24 protein-coding genes are annotated in these 24,303 nt (G+C 66.9%); 15 read left to right on the top strand and 9 right to left on the bottom strand.

From position 1 onward, the window contains the following. Nucleotides 1-165: 165 nt before the first annotated feature. Nucleotides 166-1,842 (bottom strand): fumarate hydratase, encoded by a 1,677-nt coding sequence (locus tag ACIBK2_RS45135; RefSeq protein WP_396977334.1) that lies wholly within the window; start codon nucleotides 1,840-1,842, stop codon nucleotides 166-168. Nucleotides 1,843-2,138: 296 nt separating this feature from the next. Between ACIBK2_RS45135 and ACIBK2_RS45130 the strand changes: the two genes are divergently transcribed. Beyond that, on the top strand, nucleotides 2,139-2,609 hold the full coding sequence (locus tag ACIBK2_RS45130) for a MarR family winged helix-turn-helix transcriptional regulator (protein WP_396977332.1): 471 nt from the start codon (nucleotides 2,139-2,141) through the stop codon (nucleotides 2,607-2,609). 4 nt (nucleotides 2,610-2,613) lie between these two features. Here ACIBK2_RS45130 and mftD read toward each other — a convergent pair whose 3' ends face one another. Both mftD and mftE read right to left on the bottom strand, forming a co-directional pair. Next, on the bottom strand, nucleotides 2,614-3,921 hold the full coding sequence (mftD, locus tag ACIBK2_RS45125) for a pre-mycofactocin synthase MftD (protein ID WP_396977330.1): 1,308 nt from the start codon (nucleotides 3,919-3,921) through the stop codon (nucleotides 2,614-2,616). Beyond that, nucleotides 3,918-4,673, bottom strand: coding sequence for a mycofactocin biosynthesis peptidyl-dipeptidase MftE (mftE, locus tag ACIBK2_RS45120; protein WP_396977329.1), 756 nt, complete (start codon nucleotides 4,671-4,673; stop codon nucleotides 3,918-3,920). Before mftE ends, mftD begins: the two co-directional genes overlap by 4 nt. Nucleotides 4,674-4,713: 40 nt before the next feature. Between mftE and mftR the strand changes: the two genes are divergently transcribed. The 8 genes from mftR to ACIBK2_RS45080 all read left to right on the top strand — a co-directional run bounded on the left by mftR (nucleotide 4,714) and on the right by ACIBK2_RS45080 (nucleotide 11,390). Next, entirely contained in the window at nucleotides 4,714-5,340 is a 627-nt protein-coding gene (gene mftR, locus ACIBK2_RS45115) for a mycofactocin system transcriptional regulator (RefSeq protein WP_396977328.1), read from the top strand. A gap of 128 nt (nucleotides 5,341-5,468) precedes the next feature. Then, the gene (locus tag ACIBK2_RS45110) at nucleotides 5,469-6,362 is read left to right on the top strand and encodes an STAS domain-containing protein (protein ID WP_396977326.1); all 894 of its coding nucleotides are present in this window, start codon (nucleotides 5,469-5,471) and stop codon (nucleotides 6,360-6,362) included. 15 nt (nucleotides 6,363-6,377) lie between these two features. Then, a complete protein-coding gene (locus ACIBK2_RS45105; protein WP_396977324.1) occupies nucleotides 6,378-6,767 on the top strand; it encodes an STAS domain-containing protein in 390 nt (129 codons plus the stop codon). Next, nucleotides 6,745-7,170, top strand: a complete 426-nt coding sequence (locus ACIBK2_RS45100; protein WP_150404521.1) for an ATP-binding protein — start codon at nucleotides 6,745-6,747, stop codon at nucleotides 7,168-7,170. Before ACIBK2_RS45105 ends, ACIBK2_RS45100 begins: the two co-directional genes overlap by 23 nt. After that, nucleotides 7,163-7,798 carry a SpoIIE family protein phosphatase gene (locus tag ACIBK2_RS45095; protein WP_396977322.1) on the top strand — a complete coding sequence of 212 codons (636 nt, stop codon included), beginning with the start codon at nucleotides 7,163-7,165 and terminating at the stop codon, nucleotides 7,796-7,798. Before ACIBK2_RS45100 ends, ACIBK2_RS45095 begins: the two co-directional genes overlap by 8 nt. A gap of 13 nt (nucleotides 7,799-7,811) precedes the next feature. Further along, complete coding sequence (locus ACIBK2_RS45090) at nucleotides 7,812-10,193, top strand: SpoIIE family protein phosphatase (RefSeq protein ID WP_396977321.1); 2,382 nt, start codon at nucleotides 7,812-7,814, stop codon at nucleotides 10,191-10,193. Nucleotides 10,194-10,249: 56 nt separating this feature from the next. Further along, nucleotides 10,250-10,879, top strand: coding sequence for a flavin reductase family protein (locus tag ACIBK2_RS45085; RefSeq protein ID WP_396977319.1), 630 nt, complete (start codon nucleotides 10,250-10,252; stop codon nucleotides 10,877-10,879). 172 nt (nucleotides 10,880-11,051) lie between these two features. After that, on the top strand, nucleotides 11,052-11,390 hold the full coding sequence (locus tag ACIBK2_RS45080; protein ID WP_396977395.1) for an STAS domain-containing protein: 339 nt from the start codon (nucleotides 11,052-11,054) through the stop codon (nucleotides 11,388-11,390). Nucleotides 11,391-11,454: 64 nt separating this feature from the next. Here the strand turns inward: ACIBK2_RS45080 and ACIBK2_RS45075 are convergent, their stop codons facing one another. Continuing rightward, nucleotides 11,455-12,492: an LLM class F420-dependent oxidoreductase gene (locus ACIBK2_RS45075; RefSeq protein ID WP_396977317.1), complete on the bottom strand. Its 1,038-nt coding sequence runs from the start codon at nucleotides 12,490-12,492 to the stop codon at nucleotides 11,455-11,457. A gap of 121 nt (nucleotides 12,493-12,613) precedes the next feature. On the opposite strand from ACIBK2_RS45075, the gene ACIBK2_RS45070 reads away from it, so the two are divergent. Next, nucleotides 12,614-13,273, top strand: coding sequence for a cyclodeaminase/cyclohydrolase family protein (locus tag ACIBK2_RS45070; RefSeq protein WP_396977316.1), 660 nt, complete (start codon nucleotides 12,614-12,616; stop codon nucleotides 13,271-13,273). Nucleotides 13,274-13,340: 67 nt separating this feature from the next. Here ACIBK2_RS45070 and ACIBK2_RS45065 read toward each other — a convergent pair whose 3' ends face one another. After that, on the bottom strand, nucleotides 13,341-14,258 hold the full coding sequence (locus tag ACIBK2_RS45065) for an NADP-dependent oxidoreductase (protein ID WP_396977314.1): 918 nt from the start codon (nucleotides 14,256-14,258) through the stop codon (nucleotides 13,341-13,343). Between the two features lie 67 nt (nucleotides 14,259-14,325). On the opposite strand from ACIBK2_RS45065, the gene ACIBK2_RS45060 reads away from it, so the two are divergent. The 3 genes from ACIBK2_RS45060 to ACIBK2_RS45050 all read left to right on the top strand — a co-directional run bounded on the left by ACIBK2_RS45060 (nucleotide 14,326) and on the right by ACIBK2_RS45050 (nucleotide 18,003). Then, nucleotides 14,326-14,724 (top strand): winged helix-turn-helix transcriptional regulator, encoded by a 399-nt coding sequence (locus ACIBK2_RS45060; protein ID WP_396977312.1) that lies wholly within the window; start codon nucleotides 14,326-14,328, stop codon nucleotides 14,722-14,724. Between the two features lie 1,481 nt (nucleotides 14,725-16,205). Continuing rightward, a complete protein-coding gene (locus ACIBK2_RS45055; RefSeq protein ID WP_396977310.1) occupies nucleotides 16,206-16,958 on the top strand; it encodes a L,D-transpeptidase family protein in 753 nt (250 codons plus the stop codon). A gap of 142 nt (nucleotides 16,959-17,100) precedes the next feature. Next, nucleotides 17,101-18,003, top strand: coding sequence for an alpha/beta hydrolase (locus ACIBK2_RS45050; RefSeq protein ID WP_396977308.1), 903 nt, complete (start codon nucleotides 17,101-17,103; stop codon nucleotides 18,001-18,003). Nucleotide 18,004: 1 nt separating this feature from the next. On the opposite strand, the gene ACIBK2_RS45045 is transcribed toward ACIBK2_RS45050, so the two are convergent. Further along, complete coding sequence (locus ACIBK2_RS45045) at nucleotides 18,005-19,762, bottom strand: ABC transporter ATP-binding protein (protein WP_396977306.1); 1,758 nt, start codon at nucleotides 19,760-19,762, stop codon at nucleotides 18,005-18,007. A gap of 84 nt (nucleotides 19,763-19,846) precedes the next feature. Between ACIBK2_RS45045 and ACIBK2_RS45040 the strand changes: the two genes are divergently transcribed. Beyond that, a complete protein-coding gene (locus ACIBK2_RS45040) occupies nucleotides 19,847-20,272 on the top strand; it encodes a MarR family winged helix-turn-helix transcriptional regulator (protein WP_396977305.1) in 426 nt (141 codons plus the stop codon). A gap of 171 nt (nucleotides 20,273-20,443) precedes the next feature. Then, nucleotides 20,444-21,196: a hypothetical protein gene (locus tag ACIBK2_RS45035; protein ID WP_396977303.1), complete on the top strand. Its 753-nt coding sequence runs from the start codon at nucleotides 20,444-20,446 to the stop codon at nucleotides 21,194-21,196. A gap of 9 nt (nucleotides 21,197-21,205) precedes the next feature. Here ACIBK2_RS45035 and ACIBK2_RS45030 read toward each other — a convergent pair whose 3' ends face one another. From ACIBK2_RS45030 to ACIBK2_RS45020, 3 genes are read right to left on the bottom strand one after another with little or no spacing between them, the layout of a single operon-like run. Beyond that, nucleotides 21,206-22,339 (bottom strand): mandelate racemase/muconate lactonizing enzyme family protein, encoded by a 1,134-nt coding sequence (locus ACIBK2_RS45030; RefSeq protein ID WP_396977302.1) that lies wholly within the window; start codon nucleotides 22,337-22,339, stop codon nucleotides 21,206-21,208. Next, nucleotides 22,336-23,715, bottom strand: coding sequence for an aldehyde dehydrogenase family protein (locus tag ACIBK2_RS45025; protein WP_396977300.1), 1,380 nt, complete (start codon nucleotides 23,713-23,715; stop codon nucleotides 22,336-22,338). Before ACIBK2_RS45025 ends, ACIBK2_RS45030 begins: the two co-directional genes overlap by 4 nt. Further along, a complete protein-coding gene (locus ACIBK2_RS45020; RefSeq protein WP_396977299.1) occupies nucleotides 23,712-24,302 on the bottom strand; it encodes a thiamine pyrophosphate-dependent enzyme in 591 nt (196 codons plus the stop codon). Before ACIBK2_RS45020 ends, ACIBK2_RS45025 begins: the two co-directional genes overlap by 4 nt. Nucleotide 24,303 lies beyond the last annotated feature (1 nt).

The raw sequence follows: 24,303 nt of genomic DNA, 5'->3' as shown, positions 1-24,303 counted from the left end.
CCACCGACTCGCTCATCAACAGCCACCGCTTACCCATCGAAACCGTTGACAACCTGGGCTATTCGAGCGCCAGCAAACCGCGAATGCGAGATCAGAACGCACGCGGCCGACCGGCTCCCCCCACTGCCGGAGGCCGGCCAGACCGCATCACCCGCGAATATCGCCTCAGACCCGTTCGGCCGAGCGGGTGCGGACGCGCAGGGCGATGGGCTTCTGGGTTTCGGCGAAGAAGTCGTTGCCCTTGTCGTCGACGACGATGAAGGCCGGGAAGTCTTGGACTTCGATCTTCCAGACCGCCTCCATGCCCAGCTCGGGGTATTCGAGCACCTCGACGGACTTGATGCAATCGAGGGCGAGGCGGGCGGCGGGGCCGCCGATGGAGCCGAGGTAGAAGCCGCCGTGCTCGTGGCACGCCTTGGTCACCTGCGCGGAGCGGTTGCCTTTGGCGAGCATGACGAAAGAGCCACCGGCAGCTTGGAATTGGTCGACGTAGGAGTCCATCCGGCCTGCGGTGGTCGGACCGAACGAGCCGGACGCGTAGCCCTCGGGGGTCTTGGCGGGTCCGGCGTAGTAGACGGCCATGTCGCGCAGGTACTGCGGCATCGGTTCGCCCGCGTCGAGGCGCTCCTTGATCTTGGCGTGCGCGATATCGCGGGCCACCACCAGCGGACCGGTCAGCGAAAGCCGGGTCTTCACCGGGTATTTCGACAGCTCGGCGCGGATCTCCGACATCGGCCGGTTCAGGTCGATCTGCACCACGTCGCCGCCGAGGATCGACTCGGTCTGCTCCGGCAGGTAGTGCGCGGGCTCGCGCTCGAGCTGCTCCAGGAACACGCCCTCGGGCGTGATCTTGGCCAGCGCCTGCCGATCGGCCGAGCAGGACACCGCGATGGCCACCGGGCAGCTGGCGCCGTGCCTGGGCAGCCGGACGACGCGCACGTCGTGGCAGAAGTACTTGCCGCCGAATTGCGCACCGATGCCGAAGGATTGGGTCAGCTTGAAGACCTCCTCCTCCAGCTCCAGATCCCGGAACCCGTGCGCGGCAAGCGATCCCTCGGTGGGCAGGTGGTCGAGGTAGTGCGCCGAGGCGTATTTGGCCGTCTTCAACGCGAATTCGGCACTGGTGCCGCCGATCACGACCGCGAGGTGGTACGGCGGGCAGGCCGCGGTGCCCAGCGATCGGATCTTCTCGTCCAGGAACTCCAGCATCCGCGTCGGATTGAGCACGGCCTTGGTCTCCTGGTACAGGAACGACTTGTTCGCCGACCCGCCGCCCTTGGCCATGAACAGGAACTTGTACGACGGTTGCGCGGGATCGCCTGGCGTGGAATACAACTCGATCTGCGCGGGCAGGTTGGATCCGGTGTTCTTCTCGTCCCACATGGTGATCGGGGCGAGCTGGGAGTAGCGCAGGTTGAGCTTGGTGTAGGCGTCGAACACGCCGCGGCTGATCCATTCGGCGTCGTCCACGCCGGTCAGCACGCCCTCGGACTTCTTGCCCATGACGATCGCGGTGCCGGTGTCCTGGCACATCGGCAGGATGCCGCCCGCGGAGATGTTCACGTTCTTGAGCAGGTCCAGCGCGACGAAGCGGTCGTTGCCGCTGGACTCCGGGTCGTCGATGATCTTGCGCAGCTGCGCGAGGTGCGTCGGCCGCAGGTAGTGGCTGATGTCGTGCATCGCCTCGGCGGTCAGCAGGCGCAGCGCCTCGGGCTCCACCTGCAGGAAGGTCCGGCCGTTGGCCTCGAAGGTGTGCACGCCCTCGGTGGTGAGCAACCGGTACGAGGTGTCGTCGGCGCCGATCGGCAGCAGGTCTGAATAGCGGAAGTCCGGCGCGGTCACGGGACGCACTCCTTCGGGCAGGTCGGGGCCAAAAACCGAGCACGGGTTTCAGTGCGCGCTCAGCGGGGCTGGTCACAGGCACAGCGAGCGTATCCACCCGGCTACGTCACACGATGGTTAGGCAAGGCTTATCCCAGGCAGTTGACACAAAAGGTTGCACGTTCAACCCCGGGGGTGCTACCTGTCGTTCCACACAAAAGCGTTCGGACGTCCAAGCGTCGGTTCGCCGCAACACCGTCGCGCGACGCACAACGGAGCGCGACAATGTATGACACGCCAGAGTTTGGAGCGCTATCGTGACCGATCCCCATTGGCTCGATGACGTCGAAATGCGCGCCTGGGTGGGCTTTGTGCGCACCCGCGACCTCATCGCCGCGGCGGTCGGGCGAGACTCGGCTCGCGAGTCGAACCTCACCTACGTCGAATACTCGGTGCTGGCGTTCCTGAGCAAAACCCCGGAACACCGCTGCACTTTCGCCGAGCTCGCCGCGCAACTCGAGTGGTCGCAGAGCAGGCTCTCGCATCAGATCACCCGGATGGAGAAGCGCGGACTCGTTGTCCGCGAACCGATCCCCGACGACGCCCGCCGCACCGCGGCCCGGCTCACCCCGCGCGGCGCCGAGGTGCTCACCGGTGCCGCGCCCGCGCACGTGGTCAGCGTGCGCAAACACATGATCGACATACTCGACCGGCAGCAATTGGCCGCGCTCGCCGACATCTACGACACGCTGCTCGCGCATCATCGCCAAACGACGAGCGACAACTGACCACTCAGGCGGACGTGCTCGCCGCTTCGGGCTGCGCCGCCGATTCGGCTGCCGCACCGGCTGATTCGGTGCCGACACCATTCGATCCAGCCGCGGCAACCACCACTTCACTTGCCCCACTGGACGATTCGCGAGAGTCGGTCGGCACCCCGAGCGCGCGCTCGAACCCGGCGGGCACCACGATGTCCCCGCGGTCGAGCTCGGCGACACTCGTCTTGCGCAACCCGAGCAGCGCCGAGTCGATCCCGCCGCGCAGGATGTCGAGCACGTTCTCCACGCCCGCTTGCCCATTCGCGGCCAGGCCCCACAGATACCCGCGCCCGATCATCACCGCGCGGGCACCGAGCGCCACCGCCTTCACCACGTCGCTGCCGCGCCGGATGCCACCGTCGAGCACCACCTCGATCTGCGTGCCCACCGCGTCGGCCACCGCGGGCAGCGCCCGAATGGCCGCTGGCGTCCCGTCCAGGTTGTTACCACCGTGGTTGGACACCGAGATGGCCGCGACGCCCGCATCGACCGCACGCAGCGCGTCATCGACCCGGATGACGCCCTTCAGCATCACCGGACCGCCCCACTGCTCGCAAACCCATTGCACGTCCGCCCAATCCGGCGGCGGCGTGCCCATCCACTCGCCGTACGCACCGAAGAACCCGGGTGCCGCGCCGTCGCCGATGGCCATGTTCGGCGCGGTGAGATCCGGGATGTGCCCGGACTTCGCGTAGGTCGCCAGCCAGCGCGGCCGCGCCAGGGTCTGCGGCGCGAACTTCAGCATGGTGCGCAGGTCGAGCTTCTCCGGGATCACCGGGCTCCCCCAGTCCCTGCCGTGCGAGAACGACCAGTCCAGGGTCAGGATCAGCCCGACCGCACCCGCCGCCTTCGCCCGCGCCATCCGCTGCAGGATCTCGTCTTTGCTACCGCACCAGTACATCTGGAAGAAGGTCGCCGGGTTGGCCGCGATCACCTCTTCGATCGGCTTGCTGGCAAAGGAGCTGAGCCCCATGGCGATGCCGCGGGCCGCCGCCGCGCGCGCCACCGCCACCTCACCGTCGGGGTGCACCGCTTGCACACCGGTCGGCGAAATCATCACCGGCATCGAAAGATGTTGGCCGAGTACGGTCGTCGATTGATCGCGGTCGCCGATGGTACCTGCGACGTGCGGGGCGAAACCTAGTTCGGTGAACGCCTGCTGATTGTCCTCGATGGTCTGGCCGCGCTCGGATCCGGCGATCAGCGCCCCGTACACCGATTTCGGCAGTCTCTTCTTCGCACGTCGCTGCGCTTCGGCAACGGTTTCGAACCACGGATTCATGGTTGGACGGTCCTTTCCAGGGAAGCTGCCGGCCACCAGAGCCGGGTTCGGTCGAGCAAGTCGGTGGTCAGGTGGTCGAGCAGCGCCGCGCCCTCGTCGGCGCTCGCTGCGGTCGGATCGCCGAGCACGCCGTTGGCGCTGACCGAGCGCACCCCGGCGCCACGCAGCAGCGGCATGAGCTGCGCGAGCGGGCGGACGTCGCCCACCTCGGCGCGATCCAGCCGCACGCGGTCCGGCGAAAGTGCCAGTTGAACGCCGGTTTCCGAGCGCCCCGCATGCAGATCGCCTTGGTAGCGCGGCAGATACACGCGCACGTCGCGGGACTCGCTGCGCAACAGCGTTTCCGCGCGCCGCAGCGGTTCGAGGTTGCCGCCGTGCCAGTTGACCAGCAGGATGCGGTCGAAGGTATCGGTGGCCGAGCGGCACAATTCGACGACGAGCAGTTCCAGCGCGGCCTGCCCGATGGACAGCGTGCCGGGGAACCCCGCGTGCTCGCCGCTGGCGCCGTACGGGATCGCCGGAGCGACAAGGACATCCGCGCGCACCGCGGCCAGCCGCGCGCACAGGGCCGACGCGATATCGGTGTCGGTGGACAGCGGCAGATGCGGTCCGTGCTGTTCGGTCGCGCCGATCGCGACGGCCAGAATCGCGTCCGCGGCGGCCCGCTCCCCGGCCTCGGGCCAGGTGAGATCGGCCACCGCGCGGGCCGAATCAGCCGCGACGCGGCTGTGGCCTGCGACACTTTCGAACATCTCGCCAGATTATCGTCAGTCACTGACATAATCAATCCTCGTGACAGCAAGGAGCACCCGTGGCCGCCCGCGCGGGACCAGCAAACGCGAACTCGAACTGATCGCCATGCGGCTGTTCACCGAGCAAGGCTTCGAGGACACCACGGTCGAGCAGATCGCCGCCGCGGCGGGCGTCAGCGGCCGCACCTTCTTCCGCTACTTCCCCACCAAGGCCGAGGTGCTCTGGTACCAGTTCGATGACGAAGTCACCGCTCTGCGCACCGCCTTCGCCGCAGTGCCCGACGATGTTGCGATGATGACCGCGGTTCGTCGAGTTGTCGTGAACGCCAACCGGTATCGGGCCGAGGACGTGCCGGAGCTACGCACCCGGATGCAGCTGGTCGCCACCATCCCGGCACTGGCAGCCACCGCGGGCGCACACTACGACGCCTGGGAACGCGCGGTCAGCGAGTTCGCCGCCCGCAGGCTCGGCGAACCGGAAAACGCCCTGATCCCCCTGGCCGTCGGGCGCACCACTCTGGCCGCCGCGCGCGCCGCCTTCGACGCCTGGCTGGCCCGCGCCGACGCGGATCTCACCGTCTATCTGGAGGAGGCGCTACGTGGGCTGGAACGCGGTTTCGCACCGGAGACGGCAGCCGACGGAGTGGGAAAAACACGGCCGTCGTGAATCGCAAGCGAACAACGGGCAGGTTTCATCCGCAACACGGTTGGGGTATGACTAGGCTCGGTGTCGGTCTCACGGCCGAACGCACGATGATCCGACTCAACAAACCGCCGAAAGGGGCAGGAGTTTCCATGTCCGAGGTGTCCATGAGCCTTTCGGCGGATTCGCTGAACACGGGACCGGTCGACAAGCTGTTGCCGCAATTGGTGGAGCATCTCCGCCAGAACCGCACCGCGCTGCGCGAAGTGTGGACGCGTCGCATCACTGACGCACAGCTGCTGACCGCGATGACCCGGGAAGAGATCTTCTCCGAGGTGACGTCCGTCTACGACAACTATGTCGAAGTGCTGGAGACCGGCATCGTCGAGGCGCTGCAGGCCTATGCGCGCGATCTGTCGGAGCGCATCATCCCGCGAGGCGTCGAGACCGACGAGATCCTCGGCATCGTGCTGCTGCTGCGCGACGTGCTTGCCCGCTCGCTGTTCGAGAAGTACCGGGCCGACTTCCAACTGCTGAACGCGGTGCTCGACGCCTATGAACCGGCCGCCAACCGCATCGCCAACACCGTGGCCATCTCTTTCGTCCAAGAGCGCGAACGCGTGATCCGCCAGCAGCAGGAGGCGATCCGCGAGCTGTCTACCCCGGTTCTGCAGGTGCGCGAGCAGCTGCTGATCCTGCCGATCATCGGCGTGCTGGATAGTCAGCGCGCCCGCCAACTTACCGAACAGCTGCTGCGCGCGATTCGCGCCAATCGCGCCAAAGTCGTCGTCATCGACATCACCGGTGTGCCGCAGATCGACTCCACCGTGGCCAACCACCTCGTGCAGACCGTCGACGCGTCCGGCCTTATGGGTGCCAACGTGATCATCACCGGCCTGTCCTCGGAGATTGCACTGACTCTGGTTACCATCGGGCTCGACCTGTCCAAGATGAACGCGGTCGGCGACCTGCAGGGCGGCATCGAGGAAGCGGAGCGGCTGCTCGGTTACGAGGTTTCTAGAGTCGCTGAACGCGACGGTCGCTAGACCAGGGCGGGCACCATGCCGGTACCGATTCTCAAACAAGGCACCTATCTCATCGCGTCGGTTCAATCCGCTTTGACCGACGCCGACACCGAACGCCTGCAGGACGACCTGATGAAACAGGTCAGCAAATATCGAGCGCACGGCATCATCGTCGACGTAACCGCGATCGACATCATGGATTCCTTCGCCGCGAGATCGTTGCGCACCATCGCGCACATGACGCAGTTGCGCGGCGCCGAAACGGTGATCGTCGGGCTGCAGCCGGAAGTCGCGTTCGCGATGGTGCAACTCGGGCTCACCTTCGAGGGCATGCACACGGCCCTCGATCTCGAAGAGGGCCTCGCCTGGCTCAACAAGAAGACCGCCTCCCCACGCCAGCGGGATGGTCGTGACAGTGGCCGCTGAGAACCTGGTGATCGCGGTCAGAGTGTCGGGCGACATCGTGATCGCACGTCAGGCAGGCCGCGAACTGGCAGCGAAGCTCGGATTCACATTGACAGACCGCACCATGATCTCGACGGCCATCTCCGAAATCGCCCGCAACATCACCAGTTACGCGGGCAGCGGCGAGATCAGGCTGATGGTCGACGACCGGGAGGGTCGTCAGGCACTGGTGGTCCAGGCCGAGGATCAAGGACCCGGCATCATCGACATTCCCCGCGCGCTCGAGGACGGCTATTCGACCGGGCGCGGACTAGGACTCGGTCTCCCCGGCGCCCGCAGGCTGATGGATCGGCTACTCGTCGATTCGGCACCGGGTAAAGGCACGTTGGTGGAGATGTGGAAGTGGGTACCCAACGGTGCATGACGACGGGTTCATCGGCCGAATCGAGTGGGCGGTGGCCGGTCGCGCCCTGCCCGGCCAACGCGTCTCCGGTGATCGCGGCCTCATCCTCGATACCGGCGGCGGCACCGTCCTTTTCGCGGTGCTGGACGGACTCGGCCACGGCGCGGCCGCGGCCGACGCCGCCGACCGGGCCGCGCAGGTGCTCTCGGAGAACCGCGCCGAACCGTTGGACGTGCTGATGGTGCTCTGTCATCGGGCCATGGCCGACACTCGCGGTGCCGCGGTATCGCTGGCACTGTTCGATCCCAGCGACACGGTGCGCTGGCTCGGCGTCGGCAATGTCGAATCCCGGGTGCTCACCGTGAGTCCGGCGGGGCTGGCCATCCGCGCGACCATCCTGCTCACCGCGGGGATCGTCGGCTACCGGCTGCCGCAGAACCTGCAACCGCAGACCATCCACGTGCGCCCCGGCGATCTGCTGCTGATGTCCACCGACGGCATCGTCAGCGAATCCGCCGACGCGATCGACCTGTCGAAGTCCACCGCCGACATCACCGCGGACATCCTCGGCAAGCACGCCAAGGACACCGACGATGCGCTGGTGCTCGCCGCCCGCCACCGCGGCGCGGCGCAAGGTCCGACGTCATGAGGGGCCGGGCCGTATGACAGCACTGGCCGACTTCCTCGACGAGTACGCGAAAGCACTACGGCGGCACCTGGATTCACCGACTCAGGCCACCCTGGCCGAAGGGTACGAGCTCGGCAGACGGGCCCTGGTCGAGAGCATCAGCCTGCTCGACCTCAACGAGAACCACTTCCGGGTGGTGCAGGCCGCCGAGCATGACGCCGGCATCGGCGAGCGGGACGTTCGCCTCGCCGAGTCCGCGTTGGAGTTTCTGCTGCAAACCCTTGCCGCACTTGATATCGCGACCCGCGGCTATCTCGACGGCGTCGGCCGCTACGAGCAACAGCGCACGCGCGCGGACGATCTCGCCGGACGTGACGCCTTCCGCACCGCCCTGGTGGAGTCGCTGCAGGACGGCTTCTTCGTCGCCGACTCGCACGGCGCGATCGTCGAGGTCAACTCCGCGTTCGGCGCGCTGACCGGATACGGCGCCGCCGACGTGCCCTACCCGCTGCCGCATCCGTGGTCGATGCCGGAGGGGCAGGTCCTTTCGAGCGACCTGCAAGCAGTCGCTACGGGCCGCTACCCCGATCTCGGCACGGAGGCACTGCGTTTCGTCATTCCGATCCGGCATCGCGACGGCCGCTCGGTGTGGCTGGCGGTGAGTACCAGCGCGCTGATCAAACCGGAGAACAACGAACGCATCTTCGTCGGCACCATCCGCGACGTCACCGCCGAGCACGACGCGCAGGCCCGCGATCAGGCCGCCTCCCGGCTGGCCACCGCGGTGGGCGCGGCGACCAGCGTGGTCGAGGTGCTCGCGGTCGGCCTCGACGAATTGCGGCGCACCGTCGGCGCGCAGACCGCGGTGGTGTCGGTGTGGCCGAGCAGGCACGTCGAGCCGGAGGTGTACGTCTCCGGTGCCGAGGGCACGCCGAACGGGCCGGAGAGCGCCGAATTGGACGCGCGCGCAAGGGCAATGCTGGATCGCGCCAGACGCAGACCGGGCCGCAGCCTGTTCGCGATCCCGGAGGGCACCGACAGTTCCGAGGGCATCGTCGCTCCGCTCGGCGAAACCGGTGATGCCGCACTGTGGTTGCGCTTCGCCGCACCGCGCGCGATCAGCGCCGCCGACTGGACGTTGTTCTCGCTACTCATCGGGCACCTGAGTCTCGCGGTGCAGCGGGCGCGCAACTTCGATCAGGCCCGCTCGACCTCGCTGACGTTGCAGCGGGCCATGCTCGGCCCGATCGAACTGCCGCCGCGGTTCTCGGTGCATTACGAGCCGGCGCTGCCGCCGCTGGAGATCGGCGGCGACTGGTATGACGTGGTCCCGTTGCGCGACGGCACCATCGGTGTGGTGGTCGGCGACTGCGTCGGCCGTGGCCTGTCCGCCGCCGTGGTGATGGGCCAATTACGTACGGCCGCAAGAGCATTGCTGCTACGCGGGGCCGGTCCGGCGCAGCTGCTCGCCGAGCTCGACACCGTCGCGGGCCGGATCCCCGGCGCGATGTGCACGACCGTATGCGCCGCGGTGCTCGATCCGGTGCGCGGGCTGGTCCGCTACAGCAGCGCGGGCCATATGCCGCCGATCCTGGCCGACGTCGATGCGACCGGTCGTCTATTGGAGGGCGGGCGCTCGTTCCCGCTGGCCACCTTCGATCCACCGCGCCGCCCGGAGGCGACCACCGCGTTGACGCCGGGCTCGACGCTGGTGCTCTTCACCGACGGGTTGGTCGAACAACGCGGCGTCGATATCGATGACAGCTTCGCCAAGATCGCCGACGTGCTCGCCGACACCTCGGCCAAGCTGCCGCGCGAGGTGGCCGACGCGGTGCTCTCGCGCCTGCGGCCCGCCGCGGGCTACGACGACGACGTCGCCATGGTGGTGTATCGCCAACCGCCCGCACCACTGCGGCTGGAGGTCCCCGCGCACGCGGATGAGCTTGCGGCACTGCGCCGTACGCTCAAGGCCTGGCTGGCCGCCGCCGCGGTGCCGCACGACCTGGCGTCCGATCTGGTGGCCGCCGCCAACGAGGCCTGCAGCAACAGCATCGAGCACGCCTACCGCAACGGCGCCGTGCCGACCGGCCGCCCCGAGAGCACCGACCGCTCGATGGGCCGCGTCGCCAGAGCCCTGCGCGACCCGGCCGACGACACCAACCGCGTCGAACTGACCGCCACCTGCAACACCGAGACAGTGGTGATCACCGTCGCCGACGCGGGCAGCTGGAAACCACGCTCCGCCGACCCGGGCTATCGCGGCCGCGGCATCGACATGATGCGCGCACTCACCGAAGAACTCGACATCGACCACACCGGCCCCGGCACCCGCGTCCGCATGTCGGTCACCCTGCCCGCAATCGCCTTCCCGATAGCAAACCCGTTGCGCGGCACCAACCGCCGCGCCTCGAGCTGACGCCGCGTCGAATTACCGCCAGCACCCCGCTACCGGCCCACGGCATCGTGGTCGACATGCATCGTGTTGTTGATCTGAAGGTTCTCTATTTCGGCACGCCCGTGGTGTTGATCGGGACCCGAAACCCGGATGGGACAGCCAATCTCGCGCCGATGTCGTCGGCGTGGTGGCTGGGCGATCAGTGCATGCTCGGGATGAACACGGCATCACAGACCACGCAGAATCTGCTTCGTGAGCGGGAGTGCGTGTTGAATCTGCCGTCCTCGGCGCTGGCGGCGGCGGTGGATCGGCTGGCATTGCTGAGCGGTTCGCCGGTCATGACGCAGCACAAGATCGAGAAGGGATATCGGTACGAGCCGAACAAGTTCGCGGCGGCCGGGCTCAGTAAGTTGCCCGCGGAGCTCGTCGCGGCGCCGCGGGTCGCCGAATGTCCAATTCAGCTCGAATGCGAGGTGCTTGCCGCACAGCCGTTCGACATCGGCACCGAGTGCACTGCGCACACCATGCGGGTACTGCGCGCTCATGTGGCCGAGGAGCTGATCATTCCGGGGACCGAGCATGTCGACCCGGTCGGCTGGGATCCGTTGATCATGAAGTTCTGCGAGTTCTTCGGCAACGGTAGGCAACTGCATCCGTCTCGGCTGGCCACCGCGTGGCAGATACCGAGTCCCGCGACCAGCCGTTGAGCAGACCCGCCGGTAACGCTCCTATTCTGAAGCGGCGCAACGGCAACTTCGGTGAACGTCCTACGGTAAGGTTTGACCTTATGAACGCGCCTAGGTTGCGAATTCGCCGCTACTTGTGTGGGGTGGAGTTGTGACCAACACTTCCGGAGACGCGTATCCCCTCGCGGACACGATGACCACCACCATCGCTTCCCAAGACGGTGCGACGGTTCTCACTGTGGCAGGCGAGGTCGACCTGGCAACGGCCCCCGCGCTCGAGAGCTCGATCGAGGCGATTCTCAACGGCAAACCCGCGGCCTTGATCATCGATCTGACCGCGGTCAGCTTCCTCGCCTCGGCGGGCATGGCGGTACTCGTCGCAACACACCAGCGTGCGGGCGACTCGACCGCGATCGCCGTGGTCGCCGACGGCCCCGCCACCAGCAGGCAGCTGCGGATGACCAATCTCGATCAGGTGTTCGCCGTGCATTCCACCCTGGAGGCGGCACTCGCGGGCTTCCGCGACCGCTGACCCGAATCCGTACCGACCGCGGCGTCTCCCCTCATTCGAGGCGAGACGCCGCGGTCGTTCGCGCTCAGCAGAGTTCGCGCAGCTGCTCGATCAGCTTGACCCGCTCGGTCGGGGTGGCCGCCATCGGCAACACATTCAGCACGGTGGCGCCCGCCTCGGCGAAGGCCGCGACCCGCTCCTTGACGAAGCTCGCGGGGCCGACCAGCGAGATGTCGCGGACCAGGGCGTCGGGAACGACCTTCGCGGCCTCTTCCTTCTTACCCGCCAGGTAGAGCTCCTGGATGCGGTCGGCCTCGGCGCCGTAGCCGTACTTGGTGGCCAGCGTGTGATAGAAGTTCTTGCCCTTGGCGCCCATGCCGCCGATGTACAGCGCGAGGTGCGGCTTCACGAATTCCAGCAGCGGCTCGACGTTGTCGCCGATGGCCAGCGCCGGGCTCGCGTACACCTCGAGCGGGCCGAGCTGCGGGTCACGCTTGGCGAAACCGGCCTCGAGCGACTCGCCCCAGATCTTGTTCGCCTGTTCCGGCAGGAAGAAGATCGGCTGCCAGCCCTCGGCGATCTCGGCGGTCAGCTCGACATTCTTCGGGCCGATCGCCGCGAGCAGCACCGGAATGCGTTCGCGCACTGGGTGATTGATCAGCTTCAGTGCCTTGCCAAGGCCGGTGCCCTTACCTTCGGGCAGCGGGATCTGGTAGTACTTGCCCTGGTATTCGAGCCGCTCGCGCCGCCACACCTTGCGGCAGATCTCCACCAGCTCCCTGGTGCGCCCGATCGGCGCGTCGTAGGGCACGCCGTGGAAGCCCTCGATCACCTGCGGGCCCGACGCGCCGAGGCCGAGGATGAACCGGCCGTCGGAGACGAAATCGAGGCCGGCCGCGGTCATCGCGGTCAGGCTCGGGGTGCGGGTGTAGATCTGCAGGATGCCCGACGCCAGCTCGATCCGGGAGGTCTTGGCCGCCAGGTAGCCGAGCGCGCTCACCGCGTCGTACGAGTACGCCTCGGGGACGAACACGATGTCCAGGCCGGCCCGCTCCAGGTCGGCGACCTCGGCCGCCGCTTCTTTGAAACCGCCCGAGTAGTTGATGCCCAATCCGATCCGCATAGCACTCAACATAACGGCGACTACGGGTTCGCGCCGCACCGGCTGGGTCCCGCGACGGCCGAACCGGTAGCGTTGACCGCGCACTCCCCACCCGCGCCGCACGATGAAAGGCCATCAACCCGTGTCGCAGCCGAGCACATCGTCCCAGGAAACTGCGTCCTCCTTCGGCGAGGCAACGCTCGCGCAGTACCTGTCCGATCTGGCCGCCAAGATTCCGGCGCCGGGCGGCGGGGCCGTCGCCGCGCTGCATGCCGCGCAGGCCGCCGCGCTCGTCGCGATGGTGGCGCGCTACACCACCCGTGCCAAGGATGCGGACAACCGCCCGGTGGTCGACCGGATCATCGAGGCCGCCGACGCCGCCCGCGCCCGCTCGCTGGCCCTGGCCGACGCCGACGCCGCCGCGTTCACCGCGGTCGGTGCCGCCTACAAGCTGCCGAAGGACACGGCGGACGAAATCGCCGTCCGTACCTCGACGATCAATGCCGCGTTGGTCGAGGCCGCGCGGGTGCCCGCGGCGGTGGTCGACGAGGCCGACGAGGTCCTCTCGCTGGCCACCGAGCTGTTCCCGATCGGCAACCCGAACGTGGTCACCGACATCGGTGCCGCCGCCGACGCTTGCCGCGCCGCGGCCGCCAGCTCGCAGCTCAACATCGAGATCAACGTGACCTCGCTGCCCGCCGAGGAGGGCGACCGGTTCGCCCCCGTTTTGCTGCGCATCGAGGAACTCGTGGCACGCGCCGACGGTCTGCACGCCGACGTGGTGCACGCGGTTCGCGGCTAGCTCGAGTTACCGCAACGCACGGTCGGGTATGTCGGCGGCAGGTAGCCGACATACCCGAGCTGATCCGCTAGTCGGGCGAATTCCACGCTGTCAGAACGATTTTGCCGCGGACTCGGCCGGATTCGCTGAGCTGGTGGGCTTTTGCCACGTCGGCAAGGGGCAGGACCTGATCGATCGTGACGCGCAGGTGTCCGTGGTCGACCATGGTGGCGATCTCACGGAGGGAGACGCCCGAGGGTTCGACATAGAAGCGTTCGTAGCGCGGATCGGCCTCGGCGCGCGGATCGGCCTCGGCATCGCCCTGCATGTCGAGGTAGCGACCGTTCGGGCGTAGTACGCGCAGTGAGCGCGCTCCGTATTCGCCGCCGACGAGATCGAGCACGACATCGATGTCACCGACGGTGTCGGCGAAATCGACTGCGGTGTAATCGATCACCTCATCGATACCGAGTTCGCGCAGATGCTCGTGGTTGGCGGCGCGAGCAGTGCCGAGCACGTAAGCGCCACGATGCTTGGCGATCTGCACCGCGAGATGACCGACGCCACCGGCCGCCGCGTGCACCAGGACTCGCTGCCCCGCGCCGACGGCGGCCAGCGCCTGCCACGCGGTCGACGCCGCCACCGGCAATGCCGCCGCGTGGATGTGGTCCAGGCTCGCGGGTTTCAGCGCCAACGTATACGCCTGCGCCACTAGGTATTCGGCGTTCGCCCCGCCCAGCACCATCCCATAGACGGCATCGCCGATCTGAAACCGTGCCGCGCCGGGCCCGAGCTCCTCGACTATTCCGGAAACGTCCAATCCCAGTGTCAACGGCGGATTTCCGAGCTCGCGTACCCGTCCCTCCCGAACCTTCCAGTCCGCCGCGTTCACGCTGGTCGCGGCGACCCGCACCAACACCTCCCCCGGTCCCGGCTGCGGCCGAGCCACCTCAACTGTTTCGAGAACGTCCGGACCGCCGAATGTGCGTTGAATGATTGCCAACATGCCAACAATTCTGCGGCGACCTAGTATCTATTGGAAAGAAGGCACCTTAATGATCCCGAGGTACCCAATGGATACTGCCCCCACCCTGGTCGAGAGCTACCTGCACAAATGCCCGGCCCGCGAGATCTTCGCCGTACTCGCCGACAAATGGGTCCTGCTGGTCCTCGTCGTCCTACGCGACAACAAAACCCCCGTCCGCTTCAACGACCTCCGCCGCCGCCTCGACGGCATCACCCAGAAGATGCTCACCCGCACCCTCCGCACCCTCGAACGCGAAGGCCTCGTCCACCGAGCCGTCTACCCCACCGTCCCACCCAAGGTCGAATACTCCCTCACCCCCCTCGGCGAAAGCCTCGGCGCCATCAGCCACACCCTCGGCGCTTGGTCAGACCAACACCAACACCAAATCCTCGCCGCCCGAGCAGCTTTCGACACCCGCCCCACCCCCGAACCCCTCACCCCCTAACCGCCTACTCGATAAGCGAGCCTCGCCGCGCGCGAATCATGCAGCCGCGCACCGGATTGCTAGCAATTTCGTGCGCAGCGGGCAAAAAAGCGCGCGGAGGCGACCAACGACGGCCCATTGATCTTGCTCGCGTCCCCACAGGCCCCACCGCGACGAGATCTGCACTCTCACTCGGGATCCGCACTGACTCTAGGGCCCTATTCCGAGTGCAGATCCCGAGTGAGAGTGCGTCTGTTGCCGACAGCGGTCCCGGTGGTCGTGGACCCCCGACCACCGCACACCCTCCCTGTCAGCCGAACACCGTTTCTATGAGCCGAACACCCGATACAGCGGGTGTGCAGGTTAAGGAAAGGGTGTTCGGCTGACAGGGAGGGCGCGCATCGGAGCCCAGCGACCTCCCGCACCCTCTCTGTCAGCCGAACACCCGTTTCTGTGAGCCGAACACCGGGGACAGCGGGTGTTCGGGTCACAGAAACGGTGAGCGGCCAGAACAAAGGGTGCGCATCGGAGCCCCAGCGGCCCCGAAAACGTCCACACGACACGCTTATTCCTTCGAAAGCGCTCGAGAATAGCACCACAGCCAGATGACCACGCTGGAACGCGACATCACGCACCTGACCGATAACTAAGGTCGGGGACCCCACCTCACGTGCCCAGCACTACTCCGGTCATCCGATGAACCAGTCGACAACCTCTGGGACAGCACACCACCGGAGATCTCTCGGCACACCAACCCGGACCAGTACACCCAGAGACCCTCGGAAAGGTGGACCTTTCCGGGCAAGTGCTTCTTAGAACTCCCAGAGGTGGACAGTCCATAGAAGCTGAAGACCTGTCCACATTTTCCCGTGAGTAGTGTGGTCGCGTCGCCTGCCGTACCCGGCTTTAGGTGCACGTCAGGTGCACGATGTCGCGTTCCCGAGGTGGTCATCTGGCTGTGGTGGCGTTTCGAGAGCCCAAAAAACAGCGAATCTCGGCTCCCGAGGTGGTGAAGCTACCGCCGTACACCCACTGCGTCGGCCCCACACCCAGTACAGGCGGTGTGGGGCTGACACAGTGGGTGTACGGATGGGTTCTCGCGTGGCGATCGGGTTGCGGTTGCGTCCCAAGCGCTTTGGACAAGCGGGGATCGTGGCGGTTGGGGCGGTTGGGGCGTCGATCCGCCCTGCGAAACGGGCTACCCGGCGGTCTCGCTGAAGATCTGCACTCTCACTCGGGATCTGCACTCGGAATAGGGCCCTAAAGCCAGTGCCGATCCCGAGTTAGGGTGCAGGTTTTGTCTAGGGGGGATCTGCACGAACGGTCGTGCGATAGGTGAAAGGTCGGGTTTGGGGGTGGAGGGGGCGGGTAGGCAACGTAGTGAGGGGCATGGTGGTCGGTTACGACTGCGGCACGGCTGGGATCGATTCGTAGACCGAGTTGATCATGCGGCCTAATATTTAGTTTGCTTGCCTACCCACCATCTCGAAGGGGTGGAGCTAATGAGAAATGTCATCCGATATCTGTTCCTAATGATCTTGATCGCGGTATTGGCCGTGTTCTGGTCGGGGACGGCGACAGCGACGCTGATCGGAACCACAACAACAACGAGCCCGGTCGAAGCGATCGGGCCTGCGGATGGTCAGGTGGTCGGCGTTGCCCACCCCGTCACCGTCCGATTCGCGGCGCAGGTCGCCGACCGGGCCAAAGCCGAGCAAAGTATCAGTATCAGGGCCACCGAACCGTTGACCGGGACGTTCGCGTGGACCAACGATCGGGAGGCGGTGTGGACGCCGACCGGCTTCCTGCCCGCCAATGCCCGCATCACCGTCGGCGCGGGTAGCGCCCGGGCCGAATTCAACACCAACGCAGGTGTTTTCGGTGATGGCGACATGTCGAACCACACGTTCACGCTCACCGTCGGCGGCATCCCGAGGACGATGCCCGCGTCGATGGGCAAGCCGGGTCGCGAAACGCCGTCGGGCACCTTCCCCGTGCTGGAGAAGGCCCGCTCCGTGGTGTTCGACTCGCGCACCATCGGCATTCCGCTGAGTTCACCTGAGGGCTACATCATCAACGGTGAATTCGCCGAACGCCTCACCTGGGGTGGTGTCTACATCCACTCCGCACCGTGGTCGGTGGAGCAGCAGGGCAACTCGAATGTCAGCCACGGCTGCATCAACCTTGCCCCGGACGACGCCGAATGGGTTTACCACACAATCAATGTCGGTGATCCCGTCACGCTGCACTGGTAATCGCGGCAACCGTATCTCGCACCCGCGCACCGCTTCGGTGGTCCGCGGGTCCGGGTGGGATCGCCGATAGCTTCGGCTCATGACATGATCGAGCGAGTGAGACAGTAGATCTCGGTCGCTGGGACCTGGCAGGAGCTAACAGATGACGACCGCAACCCGCTCGGATATCGAATTCCAGTCGGATGGCAGCACGGTCCGGGGCTGGCTATACCGCCCGGCGACCACCGCAAGCCCGGTTCCCGTCGTGGTCATGGCGCACGGGCTAGGTGCCGTCAAGGAAATGCGTTTGGATGCGTTTGCCGAACGTTTCGCCGATGCCGGAATTGCCGTAGTTGTCTTCGACTATCGACATTTCGGCGCAAGTGACGGCGAACCCCGGCAATTGCTGAGCATCGGCCGCCAGCTCGCCGATTGGTCGGCGGCGATCGACTACGCCGCCACCCTCGACGGCATCGATCCGGCTCGAATCGCTTTGTTCGGAACATCTTTCAGCGGCGGCCACGTGTTGCGCGTCGCCGCGCAGGATCGCCGCATCGCCGCGGTGGTCTCCCAGTGCCCGTTCACCAGCGGCCTCGCCTCGGCTCCGACGGTCGGACTCGGGCCACTGCTGGCCATCGCCACTCGCGCGGTCTTGGACCTCGGTGCCGCGACACTGCGCAGGGCGCCGGTCACCGTCCCGCTCACCGGTAAGCCAGGCCAGACCGCTTTGATGAACGCCCCCGACGCGGCCCCCGGATACACCTCGCTGGTGCCCGCCGAATTCACTCACCCCAACGCCGTCGCCGCCCGGATCGGGCTGACCCTCCCGCTCTATCACCCCGGTCGCAGCCTGCGAAAGATCGAGGCCCCGGTATTCCTCGGCGTCTGCCTGAACGACACCGTCGCCCCGCCTCGCCGCACCCTGCGTTACGCGGCAGCCGCCGGATCCAACGTCGAGGTGCACGAATATCCGGCAGGCCACTTCGACATCTACGTATCCCCCGATTTCGACAAGGTGGTGGCCGACGAAACCACCTTCCTTGTCGAACACCTACGCCCGAGCTGAATTACGCCGCTTCGATCAGCGCATTGTCGCGCGACAGCAGCGCGGCATAACGACCGTCGAGTGCCATCAGCTCGTCGTGCGAGCCGCGTTCGATAATGCGTCCCTGATCGAGCACGACGATCTGATCGGCGTCACGAATGGTCGACAGCCGATGCGCGATAGTGATCGTGGTGCGATCGACCGACAGCGCGTCGATGGCCTGCTGCACCTCCTGCTCGGTGCGGGTATCGAGCGCACTGGTCGCCTCGTCCAGCACCAGGATCGGCGGATTGCGCAGCACGGCGCGGGCAACGGCGAGCCGCTGCTTCTCACCACCCGAGAACCGGTAGCCCCGCTCGCCCACCAGGGTGTCGTACCCGTCGGGCAGGCTCATGATGTGCTCGTGGATCTGCGCGGCGCGGGCCGCCTCGTGCAATTCTTGTTCCGTCGCATCGGGTTTCGCGAACCGAAGGTTGTCGGCCACCGTGGCATGGAACAGATAGGTCTCCTGGGAGACAACACCGACGGCAGTCGCAAGATCGGCAAAGGACAAGTCGCGCACGTCTTTACCATCGATGGTGATCGCACCGGAGCTCACGTCGTAGAGCCGTGCCACGAGGTAACCGAGAGTGGTCTTCCCCGAACCGGTTTCGCCGACGATCGCCAGACTCGACCCGGCAGGCACGGTGATGTCGATGTCGCTCAGCACATCTCGATTCCCCGACCCATACGAGAACCCGACATGATCGAACCGCACCGCACCCGTGACCTTGCCGAGCGCGACGGGCCGACTGGGCTCCTCGATATCGGGCTTCAGATCCAGATACTCGAAGATCCTGCCGAACAACGCCATCGAGCTCTGCACCTCGACACCGGTGGACAGCAACTGCACCATCGGCCGCAGCAAGGTGGTCTGCAGCGTGGTGAACGCGACCAGCGTGCCGATCGACACCAACGGCTTGCCGCCCGTCACGCTGAGCCCCGCCGCCCAGTAGATCACCGCGGGCATCGCCGACATGACGATCATGATGGTCGACTGCCGCCACCGTCCCGCCATGCTCGCGCGCACCTCCAGATCGACCAGCCCGCGCGACTCCCGCACGAAACTGTCGACCAGTGCGGGCGAACGCCCCATCGTGCGGCCGAGCAGGATGCCGCTCACCGAGAGCGACTCCTCCACGATCGCCGACATGCCTGCCAGCTTCTCCTGCCGCTGACCGGTGATCTTGCGGCGTTCGCTGCCGACCCGACGGCTGATCCAGACGAAGAACGGCAGCATGACCAGGGAAACCAGGGTGAGCCGCCAGTCCAGCACGATCATCGCGGTGACGGCGGCGAGCACCGTGGTGAAGTTCGAGACCAGCGACGTCGCGGTGGACGTGACGGTCGATTGCATGCCGCCGATATCGTTGGCGATCCGCGACTGCACCTCGCCGGTGCGGGTTTTGGTGAAGAAGGACAACGGCATTCGCTGCAGTTGCGCGTAGACCGCGGACCGCAGGTCGTGCATGACGTCCTGGCCGACCGTGGTCGACATGTAGGTCTGCAGCACGCCGAACACACTGGTCAGCGCGGCGACCGCGATCATGCCCGCGGCGAGCAGGGTCAACAGGCCGGTGCGCCCGTGCGGGAGCGCGTCGTCCAGCACCGCGCGCAGCATGAACGGCGAGGCCAAGGCGACGACCGAGGACAGGCAGACCAGGGCGGCCACCAGGGCCAGCCGGGCCCGATAGGGCCGGAACAGCCGGACGATCCGGCGAAGTTGATGTGGGGGCTGCAAAGGCGCCTCCTTCCGAGAGAACTACGTCATGAAACTGAGCATGACTCATAATTGTTCCCGAAACAATGAGTTATGCTCAGAATCATGGAGTCCGCCGACACCGACCTGCCCGAACTGTTCCTGCGCGCCGCGAAACGGATCCGGCGCAACCAGGTGGGCCGGCTCGCCCCGCTCGGCCTCACTCCCGCCCAGGCCCGCGCTTTGCGCATCATCGCGCACCAGGAGGAGCCACTGCGGATGACCGCCCTGGCCGACCGCCTCGGCATCGTGCCCCGCTCGGCAACCACGGTCGTCGACGCCCTCGCCGCCGCGGATCTGGTCACCCGCGCCCCCGACCCCGCCAACCGCCGCGCCACCCTGGTCACCCTGACCGAATCCGGCCGCGCCACCCTCACCCGAATGGCCGAGGCCCGCCGCGAGGCCGCCGAAGAACTCTTCGCCACCCTCACCGCCGAGCAACGCGAAACCCTGCGAGACCTGCTGGCAACTCTCGATTCCGCCACCGTGTAGCGCAATCCGGACTTACCGACCGGTATCCCCCCGGCGTACCCCATTGTCAGCAACCGCGCAGTATTCTTCCTCGAGCGACAGCGCGGTCGGCAGGGCAGGCCCGTCTCCGCGTTGCTGCATTTCCGGAACGGTGCGGATAACCTGGCGATATGACCTGACGAAGGTGGGGCGATGGATCGACCGGAGATGGGCGCACAGCCCGGATACGACTATGGGCGGGGGCCGCAGATGATGAATCGTGGTGTGCCGGAACAGCGGTACCCACCGGACGACCGGTATCAGGGCGAGTATGCCGACTGGGTCGGCCGGCTGCCCGAGCACGAACCGGAACCGGACTACGAACCGGATCATTTCGAAGACGAGTTCAGCGGACTGATCGACCGGTCCAAGCGGAACCGGTCGGCCCGCCGTTGGGCGGTGCCGCTGCTCGGAGTGCTGGGGGTCGCCGCCGTGGCCGCCGCAGCCTTCTTCATGTTCTTCGGCAACGATGCCCAACCACCGGCTGCGAACAACCCGGGTCGGATCGCTGAACCCGCCGCTTCCGCAGGCGCGCAATGTACGGCCGAGCGGGTCGGAAACCGGATCAAGGGCAACGACCCGGGCGGTTTCGACTCCGGCCCCGGCGCGATCTTCGCCTTCCAGCACGCGTACTACGTCACGCGATCCGGCGAAGAGGCCCGCGCCGCGACCACCCCCGACGCGGCGGTGGAACCGGCCGATGCCATCCAGCGCGGTATCGACACGGTTCCGGCGGGCACCACCTACTGCGTCGCGATCACGCCTGGCGCGTTCGCGGGCCAGTACATGGTTGTCGTCACCGAGAACCGCCCCGGCCGCACGCCGGTCACCTACAACCCGCAGCTGGTCACGACCACCAAGGACGAAGGGCGCACCCTCATCAGCGCCATCAGTCCCGGCCAATAGTCCTGTCGCTCAGGCGAACTCGTACTTGGCGACGATTTCCTCGTCGAGCTCGATGCCGAGCCCCGGACGTTGCGGCACGTACACCTGGTTGGACCCGTATCGCAGCCGCGTCTCGGGCGTGAGCAGCTGTTCGAAGTTGTAGATGCCCTTCTCCAGCGCGAAGTACTCGACGACCAGCGTGTTGCTGATCGCACCGCACAGGTGGACGTGCAGGTTGTGATGCCAGTGCGGCGCCACCTGCAGGCCGAAGGCGTCGGCGGCGTGCGCCACCCGCAGCCACTCGGTGACACCGCCGACCACACCGGCGTCGGCCTGCAGCACCGAGGCGGCGCCCGCCTCGATGAGTTGCCGGAATTCCCAACGGGTCTGGTGAATTTCGCCGGTCGCGACCGGCGTGCGGATCTGCCTGGCGAGCTCGCCGTGCCCGGCGATCGCGTCCGGGGAAAGCGGCTCCTCGAACCACCACAGCTCCCGGTCGCCCGCCGCGCGCTCGAAAGCCTCGATGGCCCTGCGTGCTTCGTGCACGGAGCGGTAGGCGTTGTTGGCATCCAGTGCGAGCCTGCCGGTGTCGCCGATCGCCTCGATCGCGGCCGCGACCCGGCGCGCGTCTTCGGCCACGCTCAGGCCGCCGACCTTGATCTTGTGATCGGTAAAGCCCTGGCCCGCATTGAATTCGATCTCCTTGCGCACGGCCTGGGTCCATTCGCCCTCGTCCGGCCGGTAGTAGCCGCCCGACGCGTACGAGGGCAGCGGGGCGGTCGAGCCGCCGAGCAGGCTGACCAGCGGTAGCCCGGCCCGTTTCGCGCGCAGGTCCCACAGCGCGATGTCGATCGCCGACAACGCCCGCAGCACGGCACCGCGGCGGCCGGCGAGCAGCACCTCCTGGTACGCGAGGCTCCACAGTCCGTGTACGTCGTTGTGGTCGGCACCGAGGTAGACCGGCGCGAGCACGTCGTCGACCGCACACTTGGTCAGCGTGCCGCCGCTGGTTCCGGCGTAGGTGTAGCCGAGCCCGGTCGCGCCGCTGTCGTCGGTGACCTCGACCAAGACGTAGTGCCGATCGGTCAAGTCGCGGTTGGACATTCGGGTCGGCTTGTCGACCGGGATGCCGACGACGCGGGCTGAGATTCGGGTGATGGTCATCGACTGCTCCTCGCGGATGCGGCGGTGCGTACCGCCTGGATGTTGGCGAATTCGGTGGCGCCGTAACTGCTCAGCTCGCGGCCGTGCCCGCTGGCCTTGACGCCGCCGACGGGCAGGCGCGGATCGGATTCGGAGATCCGGTTGACGAACACGGATCCGGCCGCGATATTGGCCGCGAGCTGCTCGACCCGGCCGAGGTCACGGCCCCAGATCGAGCAGCTGAGGCCGTACGCCGAGGCATTGGCGGCGGTCAGCGCCGCGGCCGCGGAACCGACCGGCAGCACCGCGCCGAGCGGACCGAAGGTTTCCTCTTGGAACGCAACGGAATACGTGTCGGGCACCTCGACGATGGTCGGCGTGAACCAGGCGCCGGGACCGGAATCGCCTGCGCCGCCGACCAATACCTCGGCCCCGGCGGACACTGTCGCGGTCAGCTGCCTGCGCAGTTCGTCGCGCAGATCGGCGCGGGCCATCGGGCCGATGTCGGTGCCCGGCAAGATTGGATCGCCGACGACGAGCTTGCCGAGCTCGGCCACCATCGCCGCAGTGAACTCGGGAAAGATGTTCCGCTCGACAATGATTCGCTTCGCGGCGATACAGCTCTGCCCCGCATTGAGGAAGCGGGAGCGCACCGCCGCGGCCGCCGCGTCGGCCACATCGGCGTCGGACAGCACGATGAATGGATCGGACCCGCCGAGTTCAAGCACCACCTTCTTCACCGCCCGGCCTGCCCTGGCACCGACGATGGCACCGACCCGATTGCTGCCGGTGAACGCCACCGCCGCGATGCGCGGATCGTCGATGAGCGGACCGATCCGGTCCGGCGGCAGCACCACGCTGGTCAGCACACCCGTGCCGCAGACCTCATCGAACAGCCGCTGCACGGCCAGCGCGCACCCGGTGACGTTGTCGGCGTGCTTGAGCAGCACCGTGTTACCGATCGCAACCGCGGGCAGCATCGACCGAAAGACCTGCCAGAACGGGTAATTCCACGGCATGATCGCCAGAATCACGCCGAGCGGCCTGGTGCGGATCTGCCCGCCGTCGGGGAACACGTCGACCGCTTGCGGCGCAACGAGATCGGCGGCGCGGTCGGCATAGTAGTCGCAGGTGAGCGCGCACTTCTCGATCTCGGCGGCGGCCTGGCCGATCGGTTTGCCCATCTCGGTGGTGATCAGCAACGCCAGCGCCTGCGCGTCGGCCCGCAGCCGGGCGGCCATCAGCCGGAGCCGATCGGCCCGGTCCACGACCGGTTCGTCGACGGCCCGGCGCGCGGCGGCGACCGCGCGGTTCAGCAGCGCGGACAGCTGGTGGTCAGGCGTGAAAGAGTATGTCTCGATGGGGCTTCCGTCGACGGGATTGATCGTGGTGATCATCGGCCCGCCTTCACGGTGTAGTGCGAGGCCAGCCAATCCTGGAAGCGCCGTCCGATGATCACCGGGTTCTCCAGCAGCTTCGGCACGCCGGTGGCATTGCCCACCGCGATCCGCACGTGCAGGAACACCGGACCCTCCAGGGTCAGCGACTCCGTCAGCTGCTCCCCCAACTCCTCGGGATCAGCTGCGCGGCGCACAGTCCACCCGGCGGCAGCTGCCAACTCCCCCAGGTCAATTCGCGAACCATAGGTCGGCAGGTTGGCCGTCGCGCCGTACACACCGTTGTCCAGCAACACCATCACCAGCTTCGACGGCCGCAGAAACCCCGCTGTCGGAAGCACATTCGGGTTCATCAGCAGCGATCCGTCGCCCTCGATCGCCACCACCTTCGGCACATCTGTATCAGCGAAACCCAACGCGACCCCGGTGGCAACGGAACCCGCCAGCCCCATCGCGTCGAGCAGATATAAATGATTCGGACGATCGGCCACCGCCGCCAGCTCCCGACTGGAAGCGGCACAGGTCACCACCACCGGCAGGTCACTCGTCTGCGCGGCGATAATCCGCAGTGCGTCAATACGTTTCACG

Source organism: Nocardia sp. NPDC050175 (assembly GCF_044459885.1).
GTDB lineage: Bacteria > Actinomycetota > Actinomycetes > Mycobacteriales > Mycobacteriaceae > Nocardia.
The sequence above is the reverse complement of the archived record's forward strand: the minus strand, read 5'-3'. Positions and strand labels throughout refer to the sequence as shown.

Excerpts from the sequence above, each read along its gene's own strand:
- ACIBK2_RS45090 (WP_396977321.1), top strand. The coding sequence starts at position 7,812 with ATGACAGCACTGGCCGACTTCCTCGACGAGTACGCGAAAGCACTACGG.
- ACIBK2_RS45035 (WP_396977303.1), top strand. The coding sequence starts at position 20,444 with ATGGATCGACCGGAGATGGGCGCACAGCCCGGATACGACTATGGGCGG.
- ACIBK2_RS45085 (WP_396977319.1), top strand. The coding sequence starts at position 10,250 with ATGCATCGTGTTGTTGATCTGAAGGTTCTCTATTTCGGCACGCCCGTG.
- ACIBK2_RS45030 (WP_396977302.1), bottom strand. The coding sequence starts at position 22,339 with ATGACCATCACCCGAATCTCAGCCCGCGTCGTCGGCATCCCGGTCGAC.
- ACIBK2_RS45080 (WP_396977395.1), top strand. The coding sequence starts at position 11,052 with ATGACCACCACCATCGCTTCCCAAGACGGTGCGACGGTTCTCACTGTG.
- ACIBK2_RS45075 (WP_396977317.1), bottom strand. The coding sequence starts at position 12,492 with ATGCGGATCGGATTGGGCATCAACTACTCGGGCGGTTTCAAAGAAGCG.
- ACIBK2_RS45110 (WP_396977326.1), top strand. The coding sequence starts at position 5,469 with ATGTCCGAGGTGTCCATGAGCCTTTCGGCGGATTCGCTGAACACGGGA.
- ACIBK2_RS45105 (WP_396977324.1), top strand. The coding sequence starts at position 6,378 with ATGCCGGTACCGATTCTCAAACAAGGCACCTATCTCATCGCGTCGGTT.
- ACIBK2_RS45100 (WP_150404521.1), top strand. The coding sequence starts at position 6,745 with ATGGTCGTGACAGTGGCCGCTGAGAACCTGGTGATCGCGGTCAGAGTG.
- ACIBK2_RS45060 (WP_396977312.1), top strand. The coding sequence starts at position 14,326 with ATGGATACTGCCCCCACCCTGGTCGAGAGCTACCTGCACAAATGCCCG.
- ACIBK2_RS45050 (WP_396977308.1), top strand. The coding sequence starts at position 17,101 with ATGACGACCGCAACCCGCTCGGATATCGAATTCCAGTCGGATGGCAGC.
- mftD (WP_396977330.1), bottom strand. The coding sequence starts at position 3,921 with ATGAATCCGTGGTTCGAAACCGTTGCCGAAGCGCAGCGACGTGCGAAG.
- ACIBK2_RS45040 (WP_396977305.1), top strand. The coding sequence starts at position 19,847 with ATGGAGTCCGCCGACACCGACCTGCCCGAACTGTTCCTGCGCGCCGCG.
- ACIBK2_RS45065 (WP_396977314.1), bottom strand. The coding sequence starts at position 14,258 with ATGTTGGCAATCATTCAACGCACATTCGGCGGTCCGGACGTTCTCGAA.
- ACIBK2_RS45025 (WP_396977300.1), bottom strand. The coding sequence starts at position 23,715 with ATGATCACCACGATCAATCCCGTCGACGGAAGCCCCATCGAGACATAC.
- ACIBK2_RS45055 (WP_396977310.1), top strand. The coding sequence starts at position 16,206 with ATGAGAAATGTCATCCGATATCTGTTCCTAATGATCTTGATCGCGGTA.
- mftE (WP_396977329.1), bottom strand. The coding sequence starts at position 4,673 with ATGTTCGAAAGTGTCGCAGGCCACAGCCGCGTCGCGGCTGATTCGGCC.